The organism is Tolypothrix sp. PCC 7601, from assembly GCF_025677855.1.
Classification (GTDB): domain Bacteria; phylum Cyanobacteriota; class Cyanobacteriia; order Cyanobacteriales; family Nostocaceae; genus Aulosira; species Aulosira diplosiphon.
Genome location: NZ_CP064879.1, coordinates 5686900 through 5707295, shown reverse-complemented (window position 1 = coordinate 5707295; position 20396 = coordinate 5686900). Strand labels below are relative to the sequence as shown.

Genomic DNA, 20396 nt, shown 5'->3' with positions numbered 1-20396 from the left:
CTTTTGGCATATCAAATATCTTACTGGTGCCCAGTGGTGTCAACTGAACGTGAAACCCGCTCTTGTGCAAGGTTTCGCCCTCACCCCCAGCCCCTCTCCCGCAGGGAGAAGGGGTTAGGGGATGAGGGCGCGAGGTATTTGTACAACGCCCACCCTATATCGCTTTTAGCTTAAGTTGACACCTATGACTGGTGCCGTGCCCGTACAAAGAATTTATCTGTCGCACACAGGATTTGAATTGGTATCAATTAAGAAAATTAATTGACAACAAAACCAAAAAACCAGTTACTCAACAAAAAACTGAACAATAATTTTGGAGGGGGTTTGGGGGACGCAACCGTCCCCCAATCGGGGGTTTGGGGGAGAATCCCCCAAATGAGCTAGCTTTTTCCACAAAAGCATAAATATTTTTTGTCTCACGCATAGACGCGAAGGAGAAGGCGAAAATCGGTGCAAGAAGTCTACTAATTATCTGATCTGTATTGCCTCAAGGAGTTAACCCTTAATTATCATTCCATCAAAAAAGCTCAAGCATGATCGCTTGAGCTTTTACAATATTGTTATGAAGTTGATATAGCCAATGGGGTAAAAACACCCCATCGCTTTTGACATCAATAAAACAGCTTAGTAACGGTTGCGTCCACCGCCACCGCCACCGCCGTAACCACCGCGGCCACCGCCACCAAAGGAACCACCTTTATTTTCTTTTGGTCTAGCCTTGTTGACTTTTAAGTCACGGCCCATCCATTCAGCACCATCAAGTGCTTCAATAGCGGCTGTTTCTTCATCATCTGAACTCATCTCGACAAAAGCAAAGCCGCGTACACGGCCTGTTTCGCGATCTGTGGGAATTTGAACTCGCTTTACAGAACCGTACTCTGCAAAAACTGCAGTTAAAGCGTCTTCTGTAACTTGGTAAGAAAGATTACCTACGTAAATTGACATAAAATGTCTCCAAAATCATAAACGTGTAGAGATTTAGATTTCGGAGAGAGTCTGAAAATACCAAAAGGAAAAAGCCTGTCAATACTAACAAAAACCACTATCACCGAATTAATTCTCATCTTTAATTAATGATATAGCAACTACCTCTTGAAGAGGAACGGTTAAAAAAAACTTTTAAGTAAAGGGTTAAAAATTAAAGTTAAATTATGAAAGTCCTGAATGTTGCTCAAGATTTAAGGGCCTAGGGTCAAAAGTCTCGTTTTGATTTTTAACTTGGAATTTTTTGTTCCCCTTGCCCTCCTGAGACCCCCTATGGAATCATACTGACACTCTCTACTCTGGTTTCCAAATACTGACCAATCATCAACTGTTCACCAGCACGAGAGATAATTGTCTGGCGGGTACGGTATTTACTCCCAATTAGCTTTAACTCTTCTTCAAAAACTGAGTTATTGTACTCTGTTCGTAAACAAAGTGTTTTGGGATTGGGGAAATAGAATTCTGCGGTAATTGGTTTTGATGTCGCAAAACCGCGATCGCGATACAAAATGTTTCCTAAAGCACCAAATAAAGTTGAACCTTGAGATTCTTTTTTACCTGTAACTGAATCTGTACTTTCCCAAATTACTTCAGTACCGCAGACTAAACTGACTGCATCTGGTAATTCATGCAACTTAGCTAGTTGTTGTAATTCTGCGCTTCCCTGTTCTAAATACCGAATAGCGATCGCACTAACAATTTCTTTGGTAGTCCCCGATGACAGGGTGTAATAGCGCCGTTGCGATCGCCATTCACCAACCGATTCCTGAAAAAATTCAGCAATCTCGGATTTTTCAACTGTTTGTACAAGTTTTACTGGTAATGTCACTAATTGCCTGCCTTCAGCACAATGATAGAGATTGTTGGGTTTTGAAACTCGATACATTAAGTTTGTACCGAATACCAAATTTCTTTACTATTTTTAATCTAAACTAGATATTAAAAACATTACTGATAGTTTGGCTACAATGCTAAACATCGGCATTTCAAATTGTTTCTGCCCAAGGATAGAAGCAAAAAGTTAAGAAAGTATTTTTGTAGTCTGGATCGGTCATATATCTTCCGACAGATCTTAGTAAGACTAAAAATACGTATACTAAATTTACCCTTGGATTCAGTATGCTCAAATTCCCTGGCTCTGCATCAGCAGACAAGCCCAGGAAATTTTTCGGATTTTAGATTTAAAGAATAATTTCATACAGCTCGCCAGTAGAAGGTTGTTATTCAACGCCGCCTAATGACGAGCAAAATTCATGATTTTGGACGGAAATCAACCGCACAAATTCTCAACAATGCCAAATACCATCAAAGCATCTCAGTTAATTAACTCTCAATTACACCACACAAGTAATCAAGAACATAGGCGGAAGTTTCCTCATTTTTGTGGATCTCAGTCTAGTTTATTGATTGCTTGCTTCCTAGGCTTGAGCTTGATGACAGTAGGTTGTGGTTCCTCCCCTAAAGAATCAGCCGATGCACAATCTCAAGGGCCGAGTACTGCAAGACAAGGGGGAGGCGCAACACCCGTAGATGTGGCGATCGCCCGCACAGAGAACTTGCAAACAGCACCAGAATATACAGGGACTACCACACCCTTCCGCACAGTTTCACTGCGATCGCAAGTAGAAGGAAGGCTATTAGCTTTAAATCTAGATGTGGGAGATCGAGTCAAGCAAGGGCAAAACATTGGCCAGTTAGATGATGTCCTCTTGCTCACAGACTTAAAGCAAGCAGAAGCAGAGTTAGCATCCCTCAAATCAGAAGTCGCAAGGGCAACAAATCAGGTAAGTAATGCCCGTGCCGAAGTCGAAAGGGCGCGCTTAGAATTGTTGCAAGCCCAAGCCGACTCACAACGCCAGCAGCAATTAGTCAAACAAGGTGCGATCGCCGAGCAAACAGCCCAACAAGCCCGTACAGCAGCTCAAACAGCCGCCCAAGCCCTTCGAGCCGCTACCGAGCAAGTGCGTACAGAACAGCAAGCAGTCGCCGCCGCCCAAGGTAGAGTTGTCGCCCAACAAGCAGTAGTCGCCCAAGCCAAAGAACGCCGATCCTACAGCCGTTTGACATCTCCCATTACTGGTGTTGTTACCGAAAAGGTTACAGAACCAGGCAATTTGCTCCAAGCTGGGGGCGAAGTCTTAAAAATTGCCGACTTTAACCAAATCAAAGTCGTAGTGCAAGTTTCTGAATTAGAACTAGCACAAATTCGCGTGGGGCAATCTGTGCAAGTCCGCTTAGATGCCTTTCCCAACCAAACATTAACCGGGAGAGTGACACGCATTTCCCCAACCGCCGATGCTACGGCTCGTTTGATACCAGTAGAGGTAGTAATTGCCAACAGGGAGGGCAAAATTGGTAGTGGACTGCTAGCACGCGTCAATTTTGCCACCCAAGCCGCACAGCGAGTAGTAGTACCGCAAACAGCTATTCAGAAGCAAGCCACAAATTCCGCCTCTTCCCAACCAAAAACCAGTAAACAAGAGTCAGATAACCAAACTGGAACTTTGTTTGTAGTCACCAATGTCGAAGGTAAAGCCCAGGTAGCCGCCCGTTCTGTCACCCTGGGGAAAAGATCTGATGGCAAAGTCGAAATTTTATCTGGGTTACAACCAGGCGATCGCTATGTAGTGCGTAGTGGTAAACCACTAAAAGATGGAGACGCTGTGCGTCTTTCAATTATTTCAGAAAAATCTTAGTCCGCCCCTACGGGGAATCAACAGTAATTTTTGAAAAAACAATTAGAAAGATGCAGCAGGTTAAAAACGGTAGCGGATTCAGTCTAAGCGCCATCTCCATCCGCCAACATATTGGCACACTCATGCTGACTTTGGCGGTGATAGTAATGGGTGTTTTTTTTATCATTAATCTTCCAGTAGATTTACTGCCATCCATCACCTATCCCCGGATTGGGGTACGAGTACAAGCTCCTGGTGTCTCCCCAGAAGTAGCAGTTGATGAAGTCACTAAGCCTCTAGAAGAAGCCTTTTCCGCCACAGAGGGCGTAGTACAGGTTTTTTCCCAAACACGTGAAGGCCAAATCAGTATAGATTTGTTCTTCCAACCAGGAGGCAATATTGACCAGGCTTTAAATGATGCGACAGCAGCTTTTAACAGAGCTAGAAGCACCTTACCCGACACCATTGAAGAACCACGTTTATTTAAAGTCGATCCTTCCCAGCTACCTGTATATGAATTAGCATTAACCTCACCTTCTTTAGCAGGTGTTGATTTACGGGTTTTTGCCGAAGAAGAACTAGCCAGAGAATTGGGTGTTGTCCCAGGCGTTGCAGGGGTAGATGTATCAGGTGGAGTGCAAGAAGAGGTCAGAATTAATATTGATTTGGATCGCTTGCAAGCTTTGGGTGTAGGTTTAACCGATGTCTTAGATGAACTGAGAGACCGTAACGTCGATGTTTCTGGCGGTCGGATTTTGGGGCAAAATTCCGAACCTTTAACCCGTACTGTGGGGCGTTTTCAAAGTGCTGACGAAATTAGAAATTTGTCGTTTGAAGTAGGCTCTGCTCCAGCTAATGGCACAGCTACCAGTTCCCCAACTACAGTTCCGCAACGCCGCGTCTATTTGCGAGATTTTGCCGAAGTCATTGATGGCTCAGAACAACAGCGAGTTTACGTCCTCCTCAACGGGGAAGAAGCTGTAAAAGTCAGTATTCAAAAGCAGCCAGATGCTAACACCATTGATGTTGTGGATGGTGTGAAAAAACGTTTAGAAGAATTGCGAAAATCTGGTGTCATTCCTGAGGGAACTATTTTTACACCAACTTTAGACGAATCAAGATTTATCCGTAATTCCATCTCTAATGTTACCAGTTCAGGATTGGTGGGTACTGCATTAGCTGCGATCGCAGTTTTACTATTTCTTGGTTCCTTGAGACAAACTTTTATTATCGTCGTTGCTATTCCTTTAGCCACTCTCGCGGCGATTATCTTGATGGGAATATTTGGCTTATCCCTCAACGTTTTTAGTTTGGGCGGTTTGGCGCTGGGTGTGGGTATTGTTGTAGATAACTCCATCGTGATGTTAGAAAACATTGCCGAAGGTGCGGGGATGACTCCAGGTAAAGATACGAAAACCCGCTTGAGTTCTCAGCAACTAATTTCCCAAGCAGAACAAAGTAGCCAAGAAGTAGAATCAGCCTTAATTGCTTCCACGAGTACCAACTTAGTGGCGGTGTTACCGTTTTTGCTCATTGGTGGCTTTATTGCCTTACTCTTTAATGAGTTAATTATCACTATTAGCTTTTCTGTAGCCGCCTCCATTTTGATTGCAGTCACCGTTGTCCCAATGCTGGCTTCACGAATGCTAGCATGGCGATTTTCCAGTCGATTGAGTCAATTTTGGTTTCTGCGGCAGTTTAATCGTCGTTTTGATGCAGCTACGGTTGGATATGGGCGCTTTTTATCAGGAATATTGCGCTGGCGGTTAGTGACAGTCGCCCTAGCCTTGCTGCTATTCGGTGGCGGTAGTTTATGGATGGCTCCCCAAATTCCCCAAGAAATTTTGCCCCGAATTAATACCGGACAAGCAAACTTAAATGCTCAGTTTCCTCCCGGTACTCCCCTAGAAACCAACCAAAAGGTGATGAATGCGGTGAACGAAATTCTCCGCAACCAGCCAGAAACCGAATATGTATTCACTACAATTGGTGGTGCGCTCTTTGGTAATACTACCAATGCCAACCCCCTTAGAGGTACCAGCAACATTACCCTCAAACCCGGTAGTGATGTAGAAGCTTATACTGAACGAGTTAGTCAAGAATTTAACAAGCTGAATTTAGCGGGAATCCGTCTGCGCCTTGCACCAGGACAAGTTCGGGGTTTAATTGTCAACAATTCTCCAGTCCGAGGCGCTGATGTTGATGTGATTTTACAGGGAAATAATGCAGAGACACTGCAACAAGCTGGTCGTCAGGTATTAGCAGCCTTGGAAGAACAAGCCACCCTAGCCAGATTCCGTCCTGATGCTGATGACCGACAACCAGAAATTCAGATTCGTCCCGACTGGGAGAGGGTTGCAGCCGTTGGCTTGACTGCTCAAGAAATAGGAGACACAATTCAAACTGCGATCGAAGGTAGTATTCCCACTCAACTACAACGTGGTAATCGTTTAGTAGATGTGCGGGTGCAGTTAAATGAAAGCTCTGTACAAGCACCTTCGCAATTAGAAAGGTTACCTTTATTTGTCGAGAACAATCGCCAAGTCCGTTTGAGTGATGTCGCCACAATTATCGAAGCTCAAGCACCTGGAGAAGTGCAACGGATTAATCAACGTCAGGTGTTCTTGATTGCTGGTAATTTGAGTGAAGGTGCAAGTTTGAGTAATGCCTTAGCGCAGGTAAATACAGTCATAAATAGTCTTGATTTACCCGAAGGTGTCAGTATTTTACCAAGTGCAGCCGTTGAATCTAATCAACAACTGCAAAGCGCATTACAACTGTTAGGGGGATTAGCTACCTTTTTAGTTTTTGTGGTGATGGCGGTGCAATACAATTCCTTGATTGACCCATTGGTAATTATGTTTACAATTCCGTTAGCATTAGCTGGGGGTATTTTTGGACTTTATATTACCAAAACAGCTATTGGTGCAACTGTGATTGTCGGTGCTGTGTTGTTGGTAGGTATTGTTGTTAACAACGCCATCATCATGGTAGAACTGGCAAATCAAATTCTAGAACGAGAGAAAGTTGACCGCAAAACAGCCATTTTACAAGCTGCACCGCAACGTTTGCGTCCAGTCTTGATGACCACAATTACTACAGTTTTAGGGATGTTTCCCTTGGCTTTGGGAATTGGTGAAGGCTCAGAATTTTTGCAACCATTAGGCGTAGTAGTGTTTTCTGGTTTGTCCTTAGCAACACTCTTGACTCTATTTATTATTCCCTGCTTTTATACCCTGCTACACGATATTTTTAGTTGGGGTTGGACAAAGCCAATTTTTATGCAACTGCGTTTATGGAAGAAAAATTTTTCGTGACATAAACCGCAAAACATCTAAGTTTGTAGGTTAAATTGTTTCAAAATCTTGTAGGGTGGGACGGACAGCCCACCCTGACTATGCATAAATTCCCATTATGCTTTGCCATGCTCCCAAACCTTACGCACCATATTGGCTTGGTAATCATTCAATCAATACAAATTTTTTGAGATGGGAATTACGGTAATTCTGACGGCGTGATAAAGCAGCAGTTACTAGAACCCACCAAGCGATGGGAGATAAAATTCCCCCATCTATCATCTTGAACAGTTCTGTTAACTGCCTATGCTTGAGTGCTACAATAAACCAGTGCAATTTAACGTAATTTCTCGTATTTTCAAGACTAGGTAGATGAAAACGATGTTTCTGCTCAACTAAAGCATAAATCTTCTCTTTCATCAAAATATTTGTATCTAAGCGCTTCAATAGCGAAAATTTTTGATTATAAGCACCAGGCCAAATCGTGCGATAAGCTAGGCATTGATTTAAGAAAATAGCATCGCCAAACTGAGCAATGCTGATCCAAGAATCAATATCATCGCAGTTAGCATCAAGCTGGGGATTCCAACCACCAGTTTTCAAGAAAGTATCACGGCAGCAAGCTACTTGTACAGGCGTGCCAAAAGGTACAAGCTCTAAGAGCATACCGTAATGAATATCAGCTTGGGGAATATAAAAGGCTAACCCTGGCCCAACTTTTGGTGTGCGGCTGAGTTCCTGTTCATTGCTGTCTACTTGAGAGCCAATACAAGAACAGATAACAGCACTGGGATGGAGAGAAATTGCCTTTGCCATCTCTTCTATACAATTAGGCGCAAGATAGTCGTCATCATCCAAAAACTTAATCCAGTCGCCACTGGCTTTGGTAACTCCCGCATTCACTGTAGCTGCATGGCCTTTATTTACCTCATTGCGATGGTAAATTACAGAGTTACCCAAGCTTTTCACGTAAGCTTCAGTTTCATCAGCAGAACAGTCATCAGCCACCACCACTTCACAGGGAATCGTTTGGTTAAGAGCGGAATTAATAGCTCGTTTAAGTAAGTTTAAGCGATTATAAGTGCTGATAACGACACTAAATTTCATAGTTACAACCACTAGAGGTTTACAGTTAAACCCTGATTACAGGGCTGTTTTTCAGGTGTTGACTCCTGAGAAAAATTTGATCAATCCAAGTTGAAAAATGGGTGATTTGCTTTATCACCTAAGCTAATGTTACGAATTAGACTAGTTATAGCTCAGTGAACATCTGCTTTTACAGCTAGGAATGATTGGAAAAATCAAATTCTCAGCTTTATAGTTCACGTTTTACATAAAATTTTTTACATTCTTATGTAACATTTTTTCTCTAAGATAATTTACGTATCAGGAAAATCATCCACTAAAAACTACTGGACTGTCTGGCTGGAATAGATTTATGATTGATGATCGTGAGTTTTTTAAACCAGACAGTCAATGAACGCTCAAGAGATCATCCGTTCCATTGAAGCGGAACAACTAAAAACGAATCTGCCCGAAATTTATGTGGGCGACACCGTCAAAGTAGGCGTGAAAATTAAAGAAGGCGATAAATATCGCGTTCAACCCTATGAAGGTGTAGTGATTGCTAGACGTAACGGCGGTATTAACGAAACAATTACAGTCCGCCGAGTATTTCAAGGCGTTGGCGTTGAGCGGGTATTTCTGCTGCATTCGCCTCGCATTGAAAGCATCAAAGTCATGCGTCGTGGTAAAGTACGTCGTGCCAAGCTCTACTATCTGCGTCAACGTGTGGGTAAAGCAACCCGAATCAAGCAACGCTTTGATCGCCCTCTGTAATTTACAATTACAGGTATGGGAGATGTGTTAGACAAAAAGCGGCATCTGCCGCTCACTTGCCCAAGAGAAATATTTAAGGTAAGATAAGATTCGGAATTGCGTTAGAATAAAAAAGTTCAGCGCAATCACTGAATCGAAGACAGCTTGTGCGCTCTTAGTTCAGTTGGTAGAACGCAGGTCTCCAAAACCTGATGTCGGGGGTTCAAGTCCTCCAGGGCGCGCTCAAAAGCAAAAAACAAAGCCCGAAATAACAACACAGCTGCTATAATTAGCGGTTAGTATTGATATTTTCGGGTATAATTATGTTTGCAGCTTTTTTGCTTCCAGATTTAAGTTGGGGTTGAGTCAAGCTGTAAACCTGAATTACAAAACGGGGGTATGAACGGCTGTGGCCAAGAAAAATGAAGCGGAAATCCCAGAAAACAATAATGGGTCAGCCTTAAACAACTTTTTTCAAGGAACTAAAGAAGAACTGGAGAAAGTAGTGTGGCCAAGTCGCAAACAACTGGTGAGCGAATCAGCAGCTGTTTTGTTAATGGTGACACTCTCCGCATCTTTAATATATTTGGTTGATGGATTGTTTGGCTGGGCAGCAAAACAGGTGTTCTGATGACTTTTGCAACAGACGAACCACGCGACTCAACGTTGCAGTCAGAGGAAGCCGCAGAAGCTGCGCTCAAAGAAGCACGGTGGTATGCGGTGCAAGTAGCCTCAGGCTGTGAAAAGCGCGTTAAAACAAACTTGGAACAGCGCATCCAAACCTTTGATGTGGCTGATAAAATTATCCAAGTCGAAATTCCACATACGCCAGCGGTCAAAATCCGTAAAGATGGCAGTCGCCAGCACACAGAGGAAAAAGTTTTCCCTGGTTATGTGCTGGTGCGGATGGTCATGAATGATGATACGTGGCAGGTAGTACGCAATACATCCCATGTAATTAATTTTGTGGGAGCAGAACAAAAACGTGGCAGCGGTAAAGGCCGTGGTCACGTTAAGCCAGTACCTCTGGGTCATTCAGAAGTTGAACGTATATTCAAACAGACTAGCGAACAAGAGCCAGTAGTCAAAATTGATATGGCGACTGGTGATAAGATAGTTGTGCTTTCTGGGCCGTTTAAAGACTTTGAAGGTGAGGTAATTGAAGTTTCTCCAGAGCGGAGTAAACTCAAAGCCTTACTATCGATTTTTGGACGAGATACACCAGTAGAGTTGGAATTTAATCAGGTAGAAAAACAGAGCTAAATAACAATGGCAAAGAAAGTAGTGGCGGTCATTAAACTGGCCCTGAATGCTGGAAAAGCCAACCCAGCACCGCCAGTAGGCCCTGCTTTGGGTCAACATGGCGTTAACATCATGATGTTCTGCAAGGAGTACAACGCCAAGACAGCAGACCAAGCTGGAATGGTAATCCCTGTAGAAATTTCGGTTTATGAAGACCGGAGTTTTACCTTTGTACTCAAAACCCCTCCTGCATCAGTACTGATTCGCAAGGCGGCGAAGATTGAGCGTGGCTCCAATGAACCCAACAAAAAGAAAGTTGGTAAAATCACCAGGGCGCAATTACAAGAAATTGCTCAAACTAAACTACCTGACCTCAACGCCAACGATATAGATGCGGCAATGAAGATTGTGGAAGGTACTGCCAAGAACATGGGCGTAACGATAGCAGACTAGTCAAGAGTCAAGAGTCAAAAGTCAAAAGACTCAGTACTCATAAATAAAAATTATCGGGGGAGAGGCAAAGCTTCGGAATTACCCCAGGAGAGAAAGATGGGAAGAAAAATTTCACGTCGCTTGCAGGCATTGCAAGCAAAAGTAGAAGATAGAGATTATGCACCCTTAGAGGCGCTAAACCTCCTAAAAGAAACAGCAACAGCAAAATTTCCAGAAGCAGCCGAAGCGCATATCCGGTTGGGAATTGACCCCAAGTATACAGACCAACAATTGCGGACAACCGTAGCACTGCCCAAGGGTACAGGCCAAGAAGTACGTGTGGCAGTAATTGCTAGAGGTGAAAAGGTCAACGAAGCAAGCAATGCTGGTGCGGATGTTGTAGGTTCAGAAGAGCTAATTGACGAAATCCAAAAAGGTAGAATGGATTTCGACAAGCTAATTGCCACACCAGATGTCATGCCTCAGGTAGCAAAGCTAGGTAAATTGCTTGGGCCCCGTGGTTTAATGCCATCACCTAAAGGTGGAACCGTGACATTTGATATCGCTAGTGCGATCGCAGAATTTAAAGCTGGTAAATTAGAATTCCGTGCTGACAGAACAGGCATCGTCCATGTTATGTTTGGTAAGGCATCCTTCTCGCCAGAAGATTTGTTAATTAACCTCAAGGCGTTACAAGAGACAATTGATCGTAACCGTCCTTCAGGAGCTAAAGGCCGTTATTGGCGCACAGTATACGTATCTTCCACAATGGGCCCATCGATTAAAGTCGATATCAGCGCTCTACGGGATTTGAAACTGAACGAAGCCGCATAATAGAGGCTAGAGGGTAGGGGCTAGAAGATTAAGCTACCATACTCAATGACCAATACCCAATCAATCCTAATCGAATAAAGAAAGCCGGAGACAGCAGGAGCCATTGGCTTAATATCCTGCCGAGGTTGAAGCTCTAAATTGCCTGAAGTAGAACCTTTAACGGTGTCATTACTATGGCAGCAAGAGTCTTGCTACTAAACCCCGGCCCTAAAAGCTGGGGTTTATTGTTTGGGTAAGTCATAACAAAACGCGTAGGGGAAATTAATGATTTTGCCCTAGGAGGTGAAATAAAGATGGGAAGAACGCTAGAAAACAAACAAGAGATAGTAGCCGATCTCAAAGAAACTTTGAGTGAGTCAACATTGGCACTGGTAATTGATTATCAGGGTTTAACTGTTGCTGAAATCAGTGACTTACGGCGGCGGTTACGTGCGAGTGGTACTGTTTGTAAGGTAACAAAAAACACCTTAATGGGCATTGCTATTCAAGATCAAGAACAATGGCAACCACTGTCAGAACTGCTAAAAGGATCTTCTGCCTTTTTGTTAGTTAAAGACGATTTTTCTTCTGCAATTAAGGCTTACCAAGATTTCCAAAAAGCTACCAAGAAGACAGAACTTCGTGGCGGCGTTATGGAAGGTCGCTTGCTGAGGGAACCCGATGTTAAGGCTCTAGGAGACTTGCCATCTAAGGAACAACTCATGGGTCAAATTGCTGGAGCAATCAACGCTTTGGCTACCAAGATTGCTGTTGGTATCAACGAAGTTCCTGGTTCACTGGCGCGTGCTTTGCAAGCAGTGGCTGATGCAGAAAAAGGCGGTAGCGCTGATAGTGCTGGCGAATAGAAAAAAGTCAAAAATCAACGGTCAACAGTCAACAGTTAATGACTAATGACTAATAACTAAATCAAACATCACAGGAGTTATATCAATGTCTGCTACAACCGATAACATTCTAGAACAATTGAAATCTTTGACCTTGCTAGAAGCTGCTGAATTAGTTAAGCAAATTGAAGAAGCTTTTGGCGTAAGTGCAGCTGCTCCTGTTGGCGTAGCGATCGCAGCTCCTGGTGCTGCTCCTGCTGCTGAAGTAGTAGAAGAGAAGACCGAATTCGACGTGATTCTTGAATCAGTTCCTGCTGACAAGAAGATTGCTGTACTAAAGATTGTTCGCGAAATCACTGGCTTAGGTTTGAAAGAAGCCAAAGATTTGGTAGAAGCTGCGCCCAAGCCTGTTAAGGAAGGTATTGCTAAGGAAGCTGCTGAAGATGCTAAGAAGCGCATCGAAGAAGCTGGTGGCACAGTAACAGTGAAGTAATTAATTTTTCATTACTGTGTTTGAATGAGGAGCCTAAATCAGGCTCCTTTTTTTGCTATTTCTCAACATTTAGCAATTGAGTGAAATGATTAGGCGATACTTCCACGCTTGCGAGCTTCTTTGTAGGAAGTACCGACATTTTTCAAGCCGGCTTTTATCATTTGTTTTTCCAAGAGGGCAAAAAAACGTGCTTTGTCACCGCCGCGGACTACAGCCTGATTATGTGCTTCTGCGATCGCAACTGGGTAACCATAGCCTTTTTGTACCTGTGCTAGCATCAATCCTAAAGTTTGGTCAAATATAGCTGTATTTTCTGCTACCCATGCTGGAACTTCTATCCGGGCAATTTCGGTGCCTACATGGATGTAGCAAAAGTAAATTTTTTGGTCGTCATATAAATCTAGAATTTTGGCATTACTGCGCCATAAAGGGCCGCGCTGTCCTGGTTTTAGTTGAGTTGACCAAAGGGATGTATCTCGTAAAGGTTCAAAGATTTTACAAGGTATCTTTTCTAACTGGTTAGGGCAATAACTTATACAATCTGGTACGGGGTGGGGACAAGCTAACAGGCGCAGAAAGTTCATACCCTCAACATTGCGTGAGGCGCTAAGATAGCCCATCAGTGGAATTTGAGCATCGCGCAGTCTTTGCCAAGCTTCGATAATCGGCGGTAAAATGCGATCGCGCGCATCAATAGGTAACTGTTCTAAAAACCAATAAATTAAAGAACCATCTACCATTGCGAGAGATGGTGCTTCTCCCTTCACAGCACAAGCCAATTCTGCTAATACTGTGGCTTCACTAGCAGTGCGGCGATAACCCATCCATTCCTCAGTTCTAATTCCCCACTGCCGAGACATATATAAATCTTCTGGACGGTAAAATACCTCTGGCAAGCTATCTAATATAGGATGGCGATTTTGTCCGTAGTGTAAAACGACTCTGCCAATATTGAGCAAATAACAATAAGCAATTTCGTGATGGTTAGGCGCAATTTGCGAACCATCCGTAGCAATTACAGTATGAATTTTTGGGGGAACTGGAATATCAATACAGGTTTCTAATGGCTCCATAGGAGTAGCATTAGCAAAGAGAATGCGATCGCGCCATTTTTCCTGTCGATCAATTAAATCTTTTTGAAATGCGTAAGCTTGTTGCAGATGTTTTTGCGCTAATTCTAAACGCTGGCGACTGGCAGCAGCTTCTACGGTAAGATGCTGACTTAAACCTTGCATTTGTCGCGCTAGTTTTGTCAGATCAAGCATAAAACTTTCTTGTATTTGAAGACTTTGACAGGAGTAGGTTATTCTTCATAACATCGGATGGGATTTTGAAATGAATGAAGCTACCCAAACAATAAATAATTGATTACATTTTTTCTAATGACACTAAACCATTCTCTTGAAAATTTACTTCTAAATGATATCCTGCCATCAGAGAAGTTCCTAGCAAAGGTTTATAACCAGCAGCTAGAACTGGTACTAATTTTTCTATACCATCCCATAAAATTGTTGCAAAATGTATAGATAATAAAGCTTCACTACCATCAGCTAACCTTGCAGATGTACTTGAATATAGGGGAAGATTCATTGCATTGACTGCCTGTGGTGGTAAAGTCAGATGGTCATTAAATCCGGTATCAATCACAAAATCTAAAGAAAATTCTGGCTGCAAAGGTAAGCGAAAAACTACTGGAATGATTGCTTTACCATCAATTACTTTTCCATAAATCATCAAGCAGTACGCTCCATTGCACCACCAAAACTTACGGCTACATCATAACCAATTCTTATAGTAAATAACCTAGCATTAGGGTTTTTCTGTTTTAGCTTTAATGCTGCTTCTACACCAGTTTTATCAATTTCATATTCACCACTTTCTGCATCAATTACAATCATCTTGCCTATATTGTCACCATACTCAACTTTTTGACGAATATCGTTTTCATAAAATTCCTTAGCTCTTCGGGCTACTTCTTCTACCGTCCAGAAAATTGATTGCATAAAAATTACACCTAGATTTGCTGTATTTACCTGAAATTGTAAATCTTTTATGCATAATACCCTACAGCTACCTGCATTTTAGGTGTTACTGTAGGGTACTAGAATTAAACTCAAAATGTAGCAACTACGAATTACGAATTAGTAATTACTTAATGAGATACAGCTATTTTTTCATCAGTTACCTGATTATATTCAGCAACAATTTGGCGGAATAATTCACCTTCAATTGTTTCTTGATCTGATAACAAATCAACAAGACGTTCTAAGGCTATGCGGTTTTCTGTCAGAATTGTTTTTGCTGTTTGATAGCTTTGGCTAATAATGTCTCGGACTTGAGCATCTATTTTGGAAGCTATTTCTTCAGAATACTCTGATTTATTCATCCAATCGCGCCCTAAAAAGACTTCTCCTCCTTGATTTTCTAGGGACAATGGGCCTAAGCTCGACATCCCAAATCTTGTTACCATTTGGCGTGCTAAGTTTGTTACTTTTTGCAAGTCATCACCTGCACCTGTGGTAACTTCTGGCTTACCAAAAACAATTTCTTCGGCAGCGCGGCCACCTAAAATTGAAGTAATTTTGCCAATAATTTGGGCGCGAGAAATTAAACCTTGTTCTTCGTTAGGAGTAAACCAAGTCAACCCTAATGCTTGTCCTCGGGGGATGAGAGTGACTTTCTGTACTGGGTCGTGGTCTTTAATTAAGGTGCCGACTAAAGCGTGTCCAACTTCGTGGTAGGCTATGAGGCGTTTGCTCTTGCTATCAACCAAAGCTGTGCCTTCCATTCCTGCAACTACTCGGTCTACAGCATCATCAATTTCCAGGATGGTAACAGCTTCTTTTCTACGTCTGGCGGTGAGAATTGCAGCTTCGTTGAGTAAGTTAGCTAAATCTGCGCCTGTAAATCCGGGTGTGCGGCGGGCGATCGCATCTAGGGATACACTAGAATCAATTTTTTTATTGCGGGCATGAACTTTTAAAATTTCCAAGCGCCCTTTCAGATCCGGTGCATCAACCATTACTTGACGGTCGAAGCGTCCGGGACGGAGTAACGCTGCATCAAGGACATCGGGACGGTTGGTAGCAGCAATAATAATGATGCCTGTGTTACCTTCAAAACCATCCATTTCGGTGAGCAGTTGATTGAGGGTTTGCTCCCTTTCATCATTACCACCACCAATTCCTGCACCTCTTTGTCTACCTACAGCGTCAATTTCATCAATAAAGATGAGACAAGGAGCATTTTCTTTAGCTTTCTTAAATAAGTCACGGACGCGAGATGCACCTACACCTACAAACATTTCCACAAATTCCGAGCCGGAAATGCTAAAGAATGGGACACCAGCTTCCCCTGCGATCGCTTTTGCTAATAAAGTTTTACCAGTACCAGGAGGGCCAATTAACAGTACACCTTTAGGAATCCTTGCGCCTACAGCTGTAAATCTTTCTGGCTGTTTTAGGAAAGTGACAACCTCTTGCAATTCTTCTTTGGCTTCTTCTACGCCGGCAACATCTTCAAATTTTACGCCTGTCTTCGCCTCCATTTGGAAGCGCGCGCGCGATTTGCCAAAGTTCATCGCTTGACTAGAAGCATTAGTTGAGCGTCTGAGGAACAATAGCATTAAAGCTACAAGTGGCAAAATCCACATCAGGTTAATCAATAACCCAACAGCCGCTCTACTGTTAGCAGAGGAAACTTCCGCAAAATCCACATTTTTCTCTTTGAGTTTATTAATTAACTCTGGGTTTTGCTCTAACAGTTTTACCTGGATGGGTGAATCTGATTTTTGCCCAACTAAATAAACCTTGGCTATCTGTTCAGTTTCATCCAGCTCGACTTTTGCAACTTCTCCCCTTTCGGTTTTTTTAATCAACTCCCCATAAGTCAAAGAGTTACGCTCGGCTTTTTGCGCCAAGGCAGGGTTTCCACCTAAAATGCCTGGCAATAATATTAAGCTGGCTGCTACTGCACCAGTCCAAGGAACACGCTTTGCCGTTCGCTGTTTGTTCAATGCCTTTTTCCCTAAATTTGTCATAATAATTACCCTTTTCCTGCTGGCAAAAGCTGAACGCTGATTTTATGCCTATTCTTCTAGAAGAAATTGAAATAACTGGAAATAATTGAATTCTGATCTAGTTTAACTTCCACATAAAACCATTTCCCAAACTCTCTATCAGCTTTGAGGAATACGCTCCTATCTGCAAGGGGAAATTTACCTACTAGGGGAATGAACCTGAAAACTGATCTGAAGTTTCCTGGATTGCTAAGTGCTGACATTCCTCTCGAAGCTGCATACATAGTAACTATTCTGACAAAATTCTGTCTGAGGTGGGGCTTTTACCCCCTTAACATCAAAATTTTCTTAGAGATGTAATTTGACATATTACGCAACAAATCGCTAAGATAAACATAATCGTAATGATTCCGCCTTTCAAAAATCTTGCTACTTCCGGTCATCTCTGCTAGTAGCAGGATGGTTAAAAGTTTTTGGCATTTCATACTTGGTGTTTGGTAATGGGTAATTGGTCATTTCATTGGTAATTACCCGAATTCCCAATTCTCTAATTAGTAAATTTATTTAGTCTGTGGGTGGATTTTATGGTAAAAATTGTTGGTATTGGTGGCAGTTTAAGACCTAACTCTTATACCCAAATTGCTTTACAAGTTGCAGCGCAAAGGGTAGAAGCATTAGGTGCAGAAGTAGAAATTCTTGATTTGCGGCAGATGCAGCTACCATTTTGCAATGGTGGTAAAGACTATTCCGATTATCCAGATGTTCAACGTTTGCGAGACACGGTAACTAATACTGATGGGTTAATTTTGGCTACACCTGAGTATCATGGTGGCGTTAGCGGTGTACTGAAAAATACTCTAGATTTGCTCAGTTTTGATGAACTGTCTGGTAAAGTAGCAGGGGTAGTTAGCGTATTAGGTGGACAATCCAATAGTAATGCCCTCAATGAACTACGATTAATTTTGCGCTGGGTACATGGTTGGGTAATTCCAGAACAAATTGCGATTGGACAAGCTTGGGGCGCGTTCAATGCTGAAGGTAAGCTGTTAGATGAAAAACTCTCCCAACGCTTCGATCAATTTGCTCAAAGTTTAGTGGATAATACTCGCAAATTGCGGGGAGTACAGTAAAGTAAGCAACTAACATTTAATTTGCATCATCAGGGTTGATAATACTAGATATTTTGTTGAAACCCTGATGATATAAAAGTCATATTTGATTTTTGGATTTCTAGTAGAATGCGTTAGCGATAGCGTAACGCATCAGCGCGAAAGATTTTTGTGGATTACGGCTTACTGAGATTTTTTCAGAAATCAAATCGGATTCCTAATAGATATAAAAATTGGGTTTATTTTAAGTAAGTTTGTTTTAAAACCGCTTCTATAGAATTCAAATGCTGATATTGTTTTATAAGTGCTTGAGCCTTTGTTTCTCCACTCTCTAAAATATTTTTTAGTGGAGTTAAGAAATCAATATCTGGGTCGTTTTTAAGAGCTGCTGCTGCTACTTTTAAAATCTTATTGGCATTGTCAAAAATCTCTGCATTACTAAATCCCTGTTTTGCCGAAACTTGGTGTAATTCGGCATCTGGAATAGTGGCTCTACCTGTCAAAGTTTCATCTAAAACTAAACCTTTCAACAAAGCTAATAGAGCCGCATAAAGTGAAAAATCATCGCAACTATCAAAAGCTTTAAATTCAATTCTACCGACTTCAGCAGGTATACGCGCTACTTTTGTTAATGAAGGAACACTGGTAATTAATTGTTCTGCTTTTTCTACAAATACTAGTGTAGCTGGTCTTTTACCAGTTCTGACAAATGTTCTGACCGACAATCCATCCCATAAATTGCCATTATAAAAAGGCGCACTATAGCTAAAAGGAACTATATAAGGGCTGTAATAAGTTAATTTTCTGCCAACATCAATTAGTTTTTCTACAGACAAGTCTGCTATAGAAATATTTAAATCTGGCCCGTAAGTAACCATGTAGATATTAGCAGTATGCTCGTCAGGATAAGACTGTAGCTGCTGAATTTCATAATCATTTAATGGTGGGTTAGGTTCAAAAATTGTCTTGTAAGGATTAAAGCTAGCTAAAACAGGTGAAAAGCCATAATCTGCTGCTACTTCACGCAATAAGCGAAAACTTTCTGTCAATTCATCAACAGCACCTTGAATATGAGAATGTATAGTTGTTCTAATTTCAATACCTTTAGGTAAGCAATCGATGACTTTATCAGAGTCAGCGAATCTTTCAAATCCCTCAATATACCATCTCTTTTTTTTAATACCAGCATCACCAACGCGTAGCTGAGAATAATCATTAGGATAGGTGGGTAACCTTTCCACAATTTGATTGAATTCTGCATATTTTGTCTCTGCAAAATCAGCAAACTTTCCTGCTTGGTTCAGAAAAGCAACTTCATGTTCAATCCCGAAAAAAAACATCATTATATTCCTTAAAGATTTGGCGTTCAGCTAAATTTGAGTGCTGAGAACTGGTTGGAAAGCTATTTCCACAGCTATTGTTGATGAGAATAGAGTTTTGAAATCCTCATCTTTGCTAGCTACCTGAGATAGTTTTGCAATAGTTAGTGTAACAAATTTGTAATTAATTGCCGCAAAAATCTTGATAATTTGGCTACATCCTATGACTATTCTGCTCTTTGAAGCTCAAAAGCGAAAAAGCTTTTTGCAGATACAGCTAGCTTAAATATAAAAATTATCAATACTTTTTTCTAAATGTGTTTAAATAGTGCTAAAGAAATAAGCACTGTTGCCTATTTTGTTGAGTCATCTCAATTTTTGTTAATTAGTTATAATTCCTGTGTCTGTACAAAAGCGCAAAAACGCTTTTTCCCTTGACTTCCTACTTCTGTTTGATCTGAATGAAAAATCTTTCACTGAACGCGATATCAAGGGCAGATTTCTGCATTGAGGCTGACAAAAAACCAATTTTTACAGTCTCTAAAGTTAAATATGTAACAGTTTAATTACCTTGAAGGTAGCTTAGTATTTAGTGTATGGACTGAGGACAGCTTGAGGCATTGTTTATGAAAAGTGTCGTTCAATCCCCCTACAGTAGTGAACAAGTTGCAGTCTGGCTGCGTGGATTGCTGACTATCGCTTGGGCTGATGGTAACTTTGACCCTCATGAACAGCAGTTAATTGCTAGTATCACAGAGGAAGAATTGGCCCCTGGGATTCAATTTGATTCGCTGGAAGTTATCACACCAGAGGAATTAGCCAAAACTTTGGGCAAAGGTACCGCAGCAGCAGAGAACTTTTTGCGGACTGCGGTGATGGTAGCGATCGCAGATGGTACATATTCTCCCAGCGAAGACCAAGTTCTGCAAGAGTTATGTCATGCCCTGGGACAGCCAAAGGATTTAATTGAAGCTCTGCGTCATACCCTAGAACATATAGATGATGTAGATCCTGTAGAGAGTTTCCTACAGCGCGAAGCATCTGCGAATCCCTCTTTAACAATTGCGCCCTATGCACCTCCTCAGGATGCACTCACTCCCCTGCGCGATTGGATGGATGGATTAGATATTGAAGATCCTAGAGTTGCTCGCTTCTTATGTAAAATGATTCCTTCACAATGCCCTTTTGAACGGGATGTGAAGCTGTTTGGTCGTAAAATTGTACATATTCCGCCACTATGTAAAATTAATCCTTTGTATGAACAAATGGTAGGATTGCGTTTTCGCGCCCTTTCCTATCTAGCAGATGAATGTGGTGAGGATGTCTCGCCCTATATCTAAGTGCTGAGTGCT

19 protein-coding genes, 1 tRNA gene and 1 other annotated feature are annotated in these 20396 nt (G+C 41.9%); of the genes, 12 read left to right on the top strand and 8 right to left on the bottom strand.

The features are described from left to right. Positions 1-624 precede the first annotated feature (624 nt). Both HG267_RS23430 and HG267_RS23425 read right to left on the bottom strand, forming a co-directional pair. Entirely contained in the window at positions 625-945 is a 321-nt protein-coding gene (locus tag HG267_RS23430; RefSeq protein WP_045868220.1) for an RNA recognition motif domain-containing protein, read from the bottom strand. 310 nt (positions 946-1255) lie between these two features. Then, on the bottom strand, positions 1256-1813 hold the full coding sequence (locus tag HG267_RS23425; RefSeq protein ID WP_045868887.1) for a phycobiliprotein lyase: 558 nt from the start codon (positions 1811-1813) through the stop codon (positions 1256-1258). Between the two features lie 424 nt (positions 1814-2237). Between HG267_RS23425 and HG267_RS23420 the strand changes: the two genes are divergently transcribed. Both HG267_RS23420 and HG267_RS23415 read left to right on the top strand, forming a co-directional pair. Further along, complete coding sequence (locus HG267_RS23420; RefSeq protein WP_045868219.1) at positions 2238-3680, top strand: efflux RND transporter periplasmic adaptor subunit; 1443 nt, start codon at positions 2238-2240, stop codon at positions 3678-3680. Positions 3681-3730: 50 nt separating this feature from the next. Beyond that, positions 3731-6976, top strand: a complete 3246-nt coding sequence (locus HG267_RS23415) for an efflux RND transporter permease subunit (RefSeq protein ID WP_045868218.1) — start codon at positions 3731-3733, stop codon at positions 6974-6976. Between the two features lie 144 nt (positions 6977-7120). Here the strand turns inward: HG267_RS23415 and HG267_RS23410 are convergent, their stop codons facing one another. After that, a complete protein-coding gene (locus tag HG267_RS23410; protein ID WP_045868217.1) occupies positions 7121-8062 on the bottom strand; it encodes a glycosyltransferase family 2 protein in 942 nt (313 codons plus the stop codon). A 369-nt stretch (positions 8063-8431) separates the two neighbouring features. Between HG267_RS23410 and rplS the strand changes: the two genes are divergently transcribed. From rplS to rplL, 8 genes are all read left to right on the top strand, one after another. Beyond that, complete coding sequence (gene rplS / locus HG267_RS23405) at positions 8432-8794, top strand: 50S ribosomal protein L19 (RefSeq protein WP_045868216.1); 363 nt, start codon at positions 8432-8434, stop codon at positions 8792-8794. 148 nt (positions 8795-8942) lie between these two features. Further along, positions 8943-9015, top strand: a tRNA-Trp gene (locus tag HG267_RS23400). Positions 9016-9182: 167 nt separating this feature from the next. Beyond that, positions 9183-9404 carry a preprotein translocase subunit SecE gene (secE, locus tag HG267_RS23395; protein ID WP_045868215.1) on the top strand — a complete coding sequence of 74 codons (222 nt, stop codon included), beginning with the start codon at positions 9183-9185 and terminating at the stop codon, positions 9402-9404. Beyond that, positions 9404-10036, top strand: a complete 633-nt coding sequence (gene nusG / locus HG267_RS23390; RefSeq protein WP_045868214.1) for a transcription termination/antitermination protein NusG — start codon at positions 9404-9406, stop codon at positions 10034-10036. The genes secE and nusG overlap by 1 nt, the downstream gene beginning before the upstream one ends. A 6-nt stretch (positions 10037-10042) precedes the next feature. Beyond that, on the top strand, positions 10043-10468 hold the full coding sequence (gene rplK, locus HG267_RS23385) for a 50S ribosomal protein L11 (protein ID WP_045868213.1): 426 nt from the start codon (positions 10043-10045) through the stop codon (positions 10466-10468). 96 nt (positions 10469-10564) lie between these two features. Further along, a complete protein-coding gene (gene rplA, locus HG267_RS23380; protein WP_045868212.1) occupies positions 10565-11281 on the top strand; it encodes a 50S ribosomal protein L1 in 717 nt (238 codons plus the stop codon). Positions 11282-11347: 66 nt separating this feature from the next. Further along, positions 11348-11516: a sequence feature (ribosomal protein L10 leader region), on the top strand. A 58-nt stretch (positions 11517-11574) separates the two neighbouring features. After that, positions 11575-12126: a 50S ribosomal protein L10 gene (rplJ, locus tag HG267_RS23375; protein ID WP_045868211.1), complete on the top strand. Its 552-nt coding sequence runs from the start codon at positions 11575-11577 to the stop codon at positions 12124-12126. An 85-nt stretch (positions 12127-12211) separates the two neighbouring features. Next, positions 12212-12598: a 50S ribosomal protein L7/L12 gene (gene rplL / locus HG267_RS23370; protein WP_045868210.1), complete on the top strand. Its 387-nt coding sequence runs from the start codon at positions 12212-12214 to the stop codon at positions 12596-12598. An 89-nt stretch (positions 12599-12687) separates the two neighbouring features. On the opposite strand, the gene HG267_RS23365 is transcribed toward rplL, so the two are convergent. The 4 genes from HG267_RS23365 to ftsH all read right to left on the bottom strand — a co-directional run bounded on the left by HG267_RS23365 (position 12688) and on the right by ftsH (position 16637). Next, positions 12688-13863 (bottom strand): DNA double-strand break repair nuclease NurA, encoded by a 1176-nt coding sequence (locus HG267_RS23365; RefSeq protein WP_045868209.1) that lies wholly within the window; start codon positions 13861-13863, stop codon positions 12688-12690. Between the two features lie 103 nt (positions 13864-13966). Next, positions 13967-14332 (bottom strand): clan AA aspartic protease, encoded by a 366-nt coding sequence (locus HG267_RS23360; protein ID WP_045868208.1) that lies wholly within the window; start codon positions 14330-14332, stop codon positions 13967-13969. Continuing rightward, positions 14332-14601, bottom strand: coding sequence for a hypothetical protein (locus HG267_RS23355; RefSeq protein WP_045868207.1), 270 nt, complete (start codon positions 14599-14601; stop codon positions 14332-14334). Before HG267_RS23355 ends, HG267_RS23360 begins: the two co-directional genes overlap by 1 nt. A 149-nt stretch (positions 14602-14750) precedes the next feature. Continuing rightward, a complete protein-coding gene (gene ftsH, locus HG267_RS23350; protein ID WP_045868206.1) occupies positions 14751-16637 on the bottom strand; it encodes an ATP-dependent zinc metalloprotease FtsH in 1887 nt (628 codons plus the stop codon). 563 nt (positions 16638-17200) lie between these two features. On the opposite strand from ftsH, the gene HG267_RS23345 reads away from it, so the two are divergent. Beyond that, positions 17201-17746, top strand: a complete 546-nt coding sequence (locus HG267_RS23345; protein WP_045868204.1) for an NADPH-dependent FMN reductase — start codon at positions 17201-17203, stop codon at positions 17744-17746. A 218-nt stretch (positions 17747-17964) separates the two neighbouring features. Here HG267_RS23345 and HG267_RS23340 read toward each other — a convergent pair whose 3' ends face one another. After that, a complete protein-coding gene (locus HG267_RS23340) occupies positions 17965-19065 on the bottom strand; it encodes a glutamate--cysteine ligase (protein ID WP_194007791.1) in 1101 nt (366 codons plus the stop codon). Between the two features lie 605 nt (positions 19066-19670). Here HG267_RS23340 and HG267_RS23335 point away from each other — a divergent pair. Next, positions 19671-20384: a Mo-dependent nitrogenase C-terminal domain-containing protein gene (locus HG267_RS23335; protein WP_045868202.1), complete on the top strand. Its 714-nt coding sequence runs from the start codon at positions 19671-19673 to the stop codon at positions 20382-20384. The last annotated feature ends 12 nt before the right edge of the window (positions 20385-20396 follow it).

Bases quoted from the DNA above. Each gene is read 5' to 3' on its own strand.
- HG267_RS23410 (WP_045868217.1), bottom strand. From the start codon at position 8,062: ATGAAATTTAGTGTCGTTATCAGCACTTATAATCGCTTAAACTTACTT.
- HG267_RS23430 (WP_045868220.1), bottom strand. From the start codon at position 945: ATGTCAATTTACGTAGGTAATCTTTCTTACCAAGTTACAGAAGACGCT.
- nusG (WP_045868214.1), top strand. From the start codon at position 9,404: ATGACTTTTGCAACAGACGAACCACGCGACTCAACGTTGCAGTCAGAG.
- rplL (WP_045868210.1), top strand. From the start codon at position 12,212: ATGTCTGCTACAACCGATAACATTCTAGAACAATTGAAATCTTTGACC.
- HG267_RS23345 (WP_045868204.1), top strand. From the start codon at position 17,201: ATGGTAAAAATTGTTGGTATTGGTGGCAGTTTAAGACCTAACTCTTAT.
- HG267_RS23340 (WP_194007791.1), bottom strand. From the start codon at position 19,065: ATGTTTTTTTTCGGGATTGAACATGAAGTTGCTTTTCTGAACCAAGCA.
- HG267_RS23420 (WP_045868219.1), top strand. From the start codon at position 2,238: ATGATTTTGGACGGAAATCAACCGCACAAATTCTCAACAATGCCAAAT.
- rplS (WP_045868216.1), top strand. From the start codon at position 8,432: ATGAACGCTCAAGAGATCATCCGTTCCATTGAAGCGGAACAACTAAAA.
- rplJ (WP_045868211.1), top strand. From the start codon at position 11,575: ATGGGAAGAACGCTAGAAAACAAACAAGAGATAGTAGCCGATCTCAAA.
- HG267_RS23335 (WP_045868202.1), top strand. From the start codon at position 19,671: ATGAAAAGTGTCGTTCAATCCCCCTACAGTAGTGAACAAGTTGCAGTC.
- HG267_RS23365 (WP_045868209.1), bottom strand. From the start codon at position 13,863: ATGCTTGATCTGACAAAACTAGCGCGACAAATGCAAGGTTTAAGTCAG.
- rplA (WP_045868212.1), top strand. From the start codon at position 10,565: ATGGGAAGAAAAATTTCACGTCGCTTGCAGGCATTGCAAGCAAAAGTA.
- HG267_RS23360 (WP_045868208.1), bottom strand. From the start codon at position 14,332: ATGATTTATGGAAAAGTAATTGATGGTAAAGCAATCATTCCAGTAGTT.
- HG267_RS23415 (WP_045868218.1), top strand. From the start codon at position 3,731: ATGCAGCAGGTTAAAAACGGTAGCGGATTCAGTCTAAGCGCCATCTCC.
- ftsH (WP_045868206.1), bottom strand. From the start codon at position 16,637: ATGACAAATTTAGGGAAAAAGGCATTGAACAAACAGCGAACGGCAAAG.
- rplK (WP_045868213.1), top strand. From the start codon at position 10,043: ATGGCAAAGAAAGTAGTGGCGGTCATTAAACTGGCCCTGAATGCTGGA.
- HG267_RS23355 (WP_045868207.1), bottom strand. From the start codon at position 14,601: ATGCAATCAATTTTCTGGACGGTAGAAGAAGTAGCCCGAAGAGCTAAG.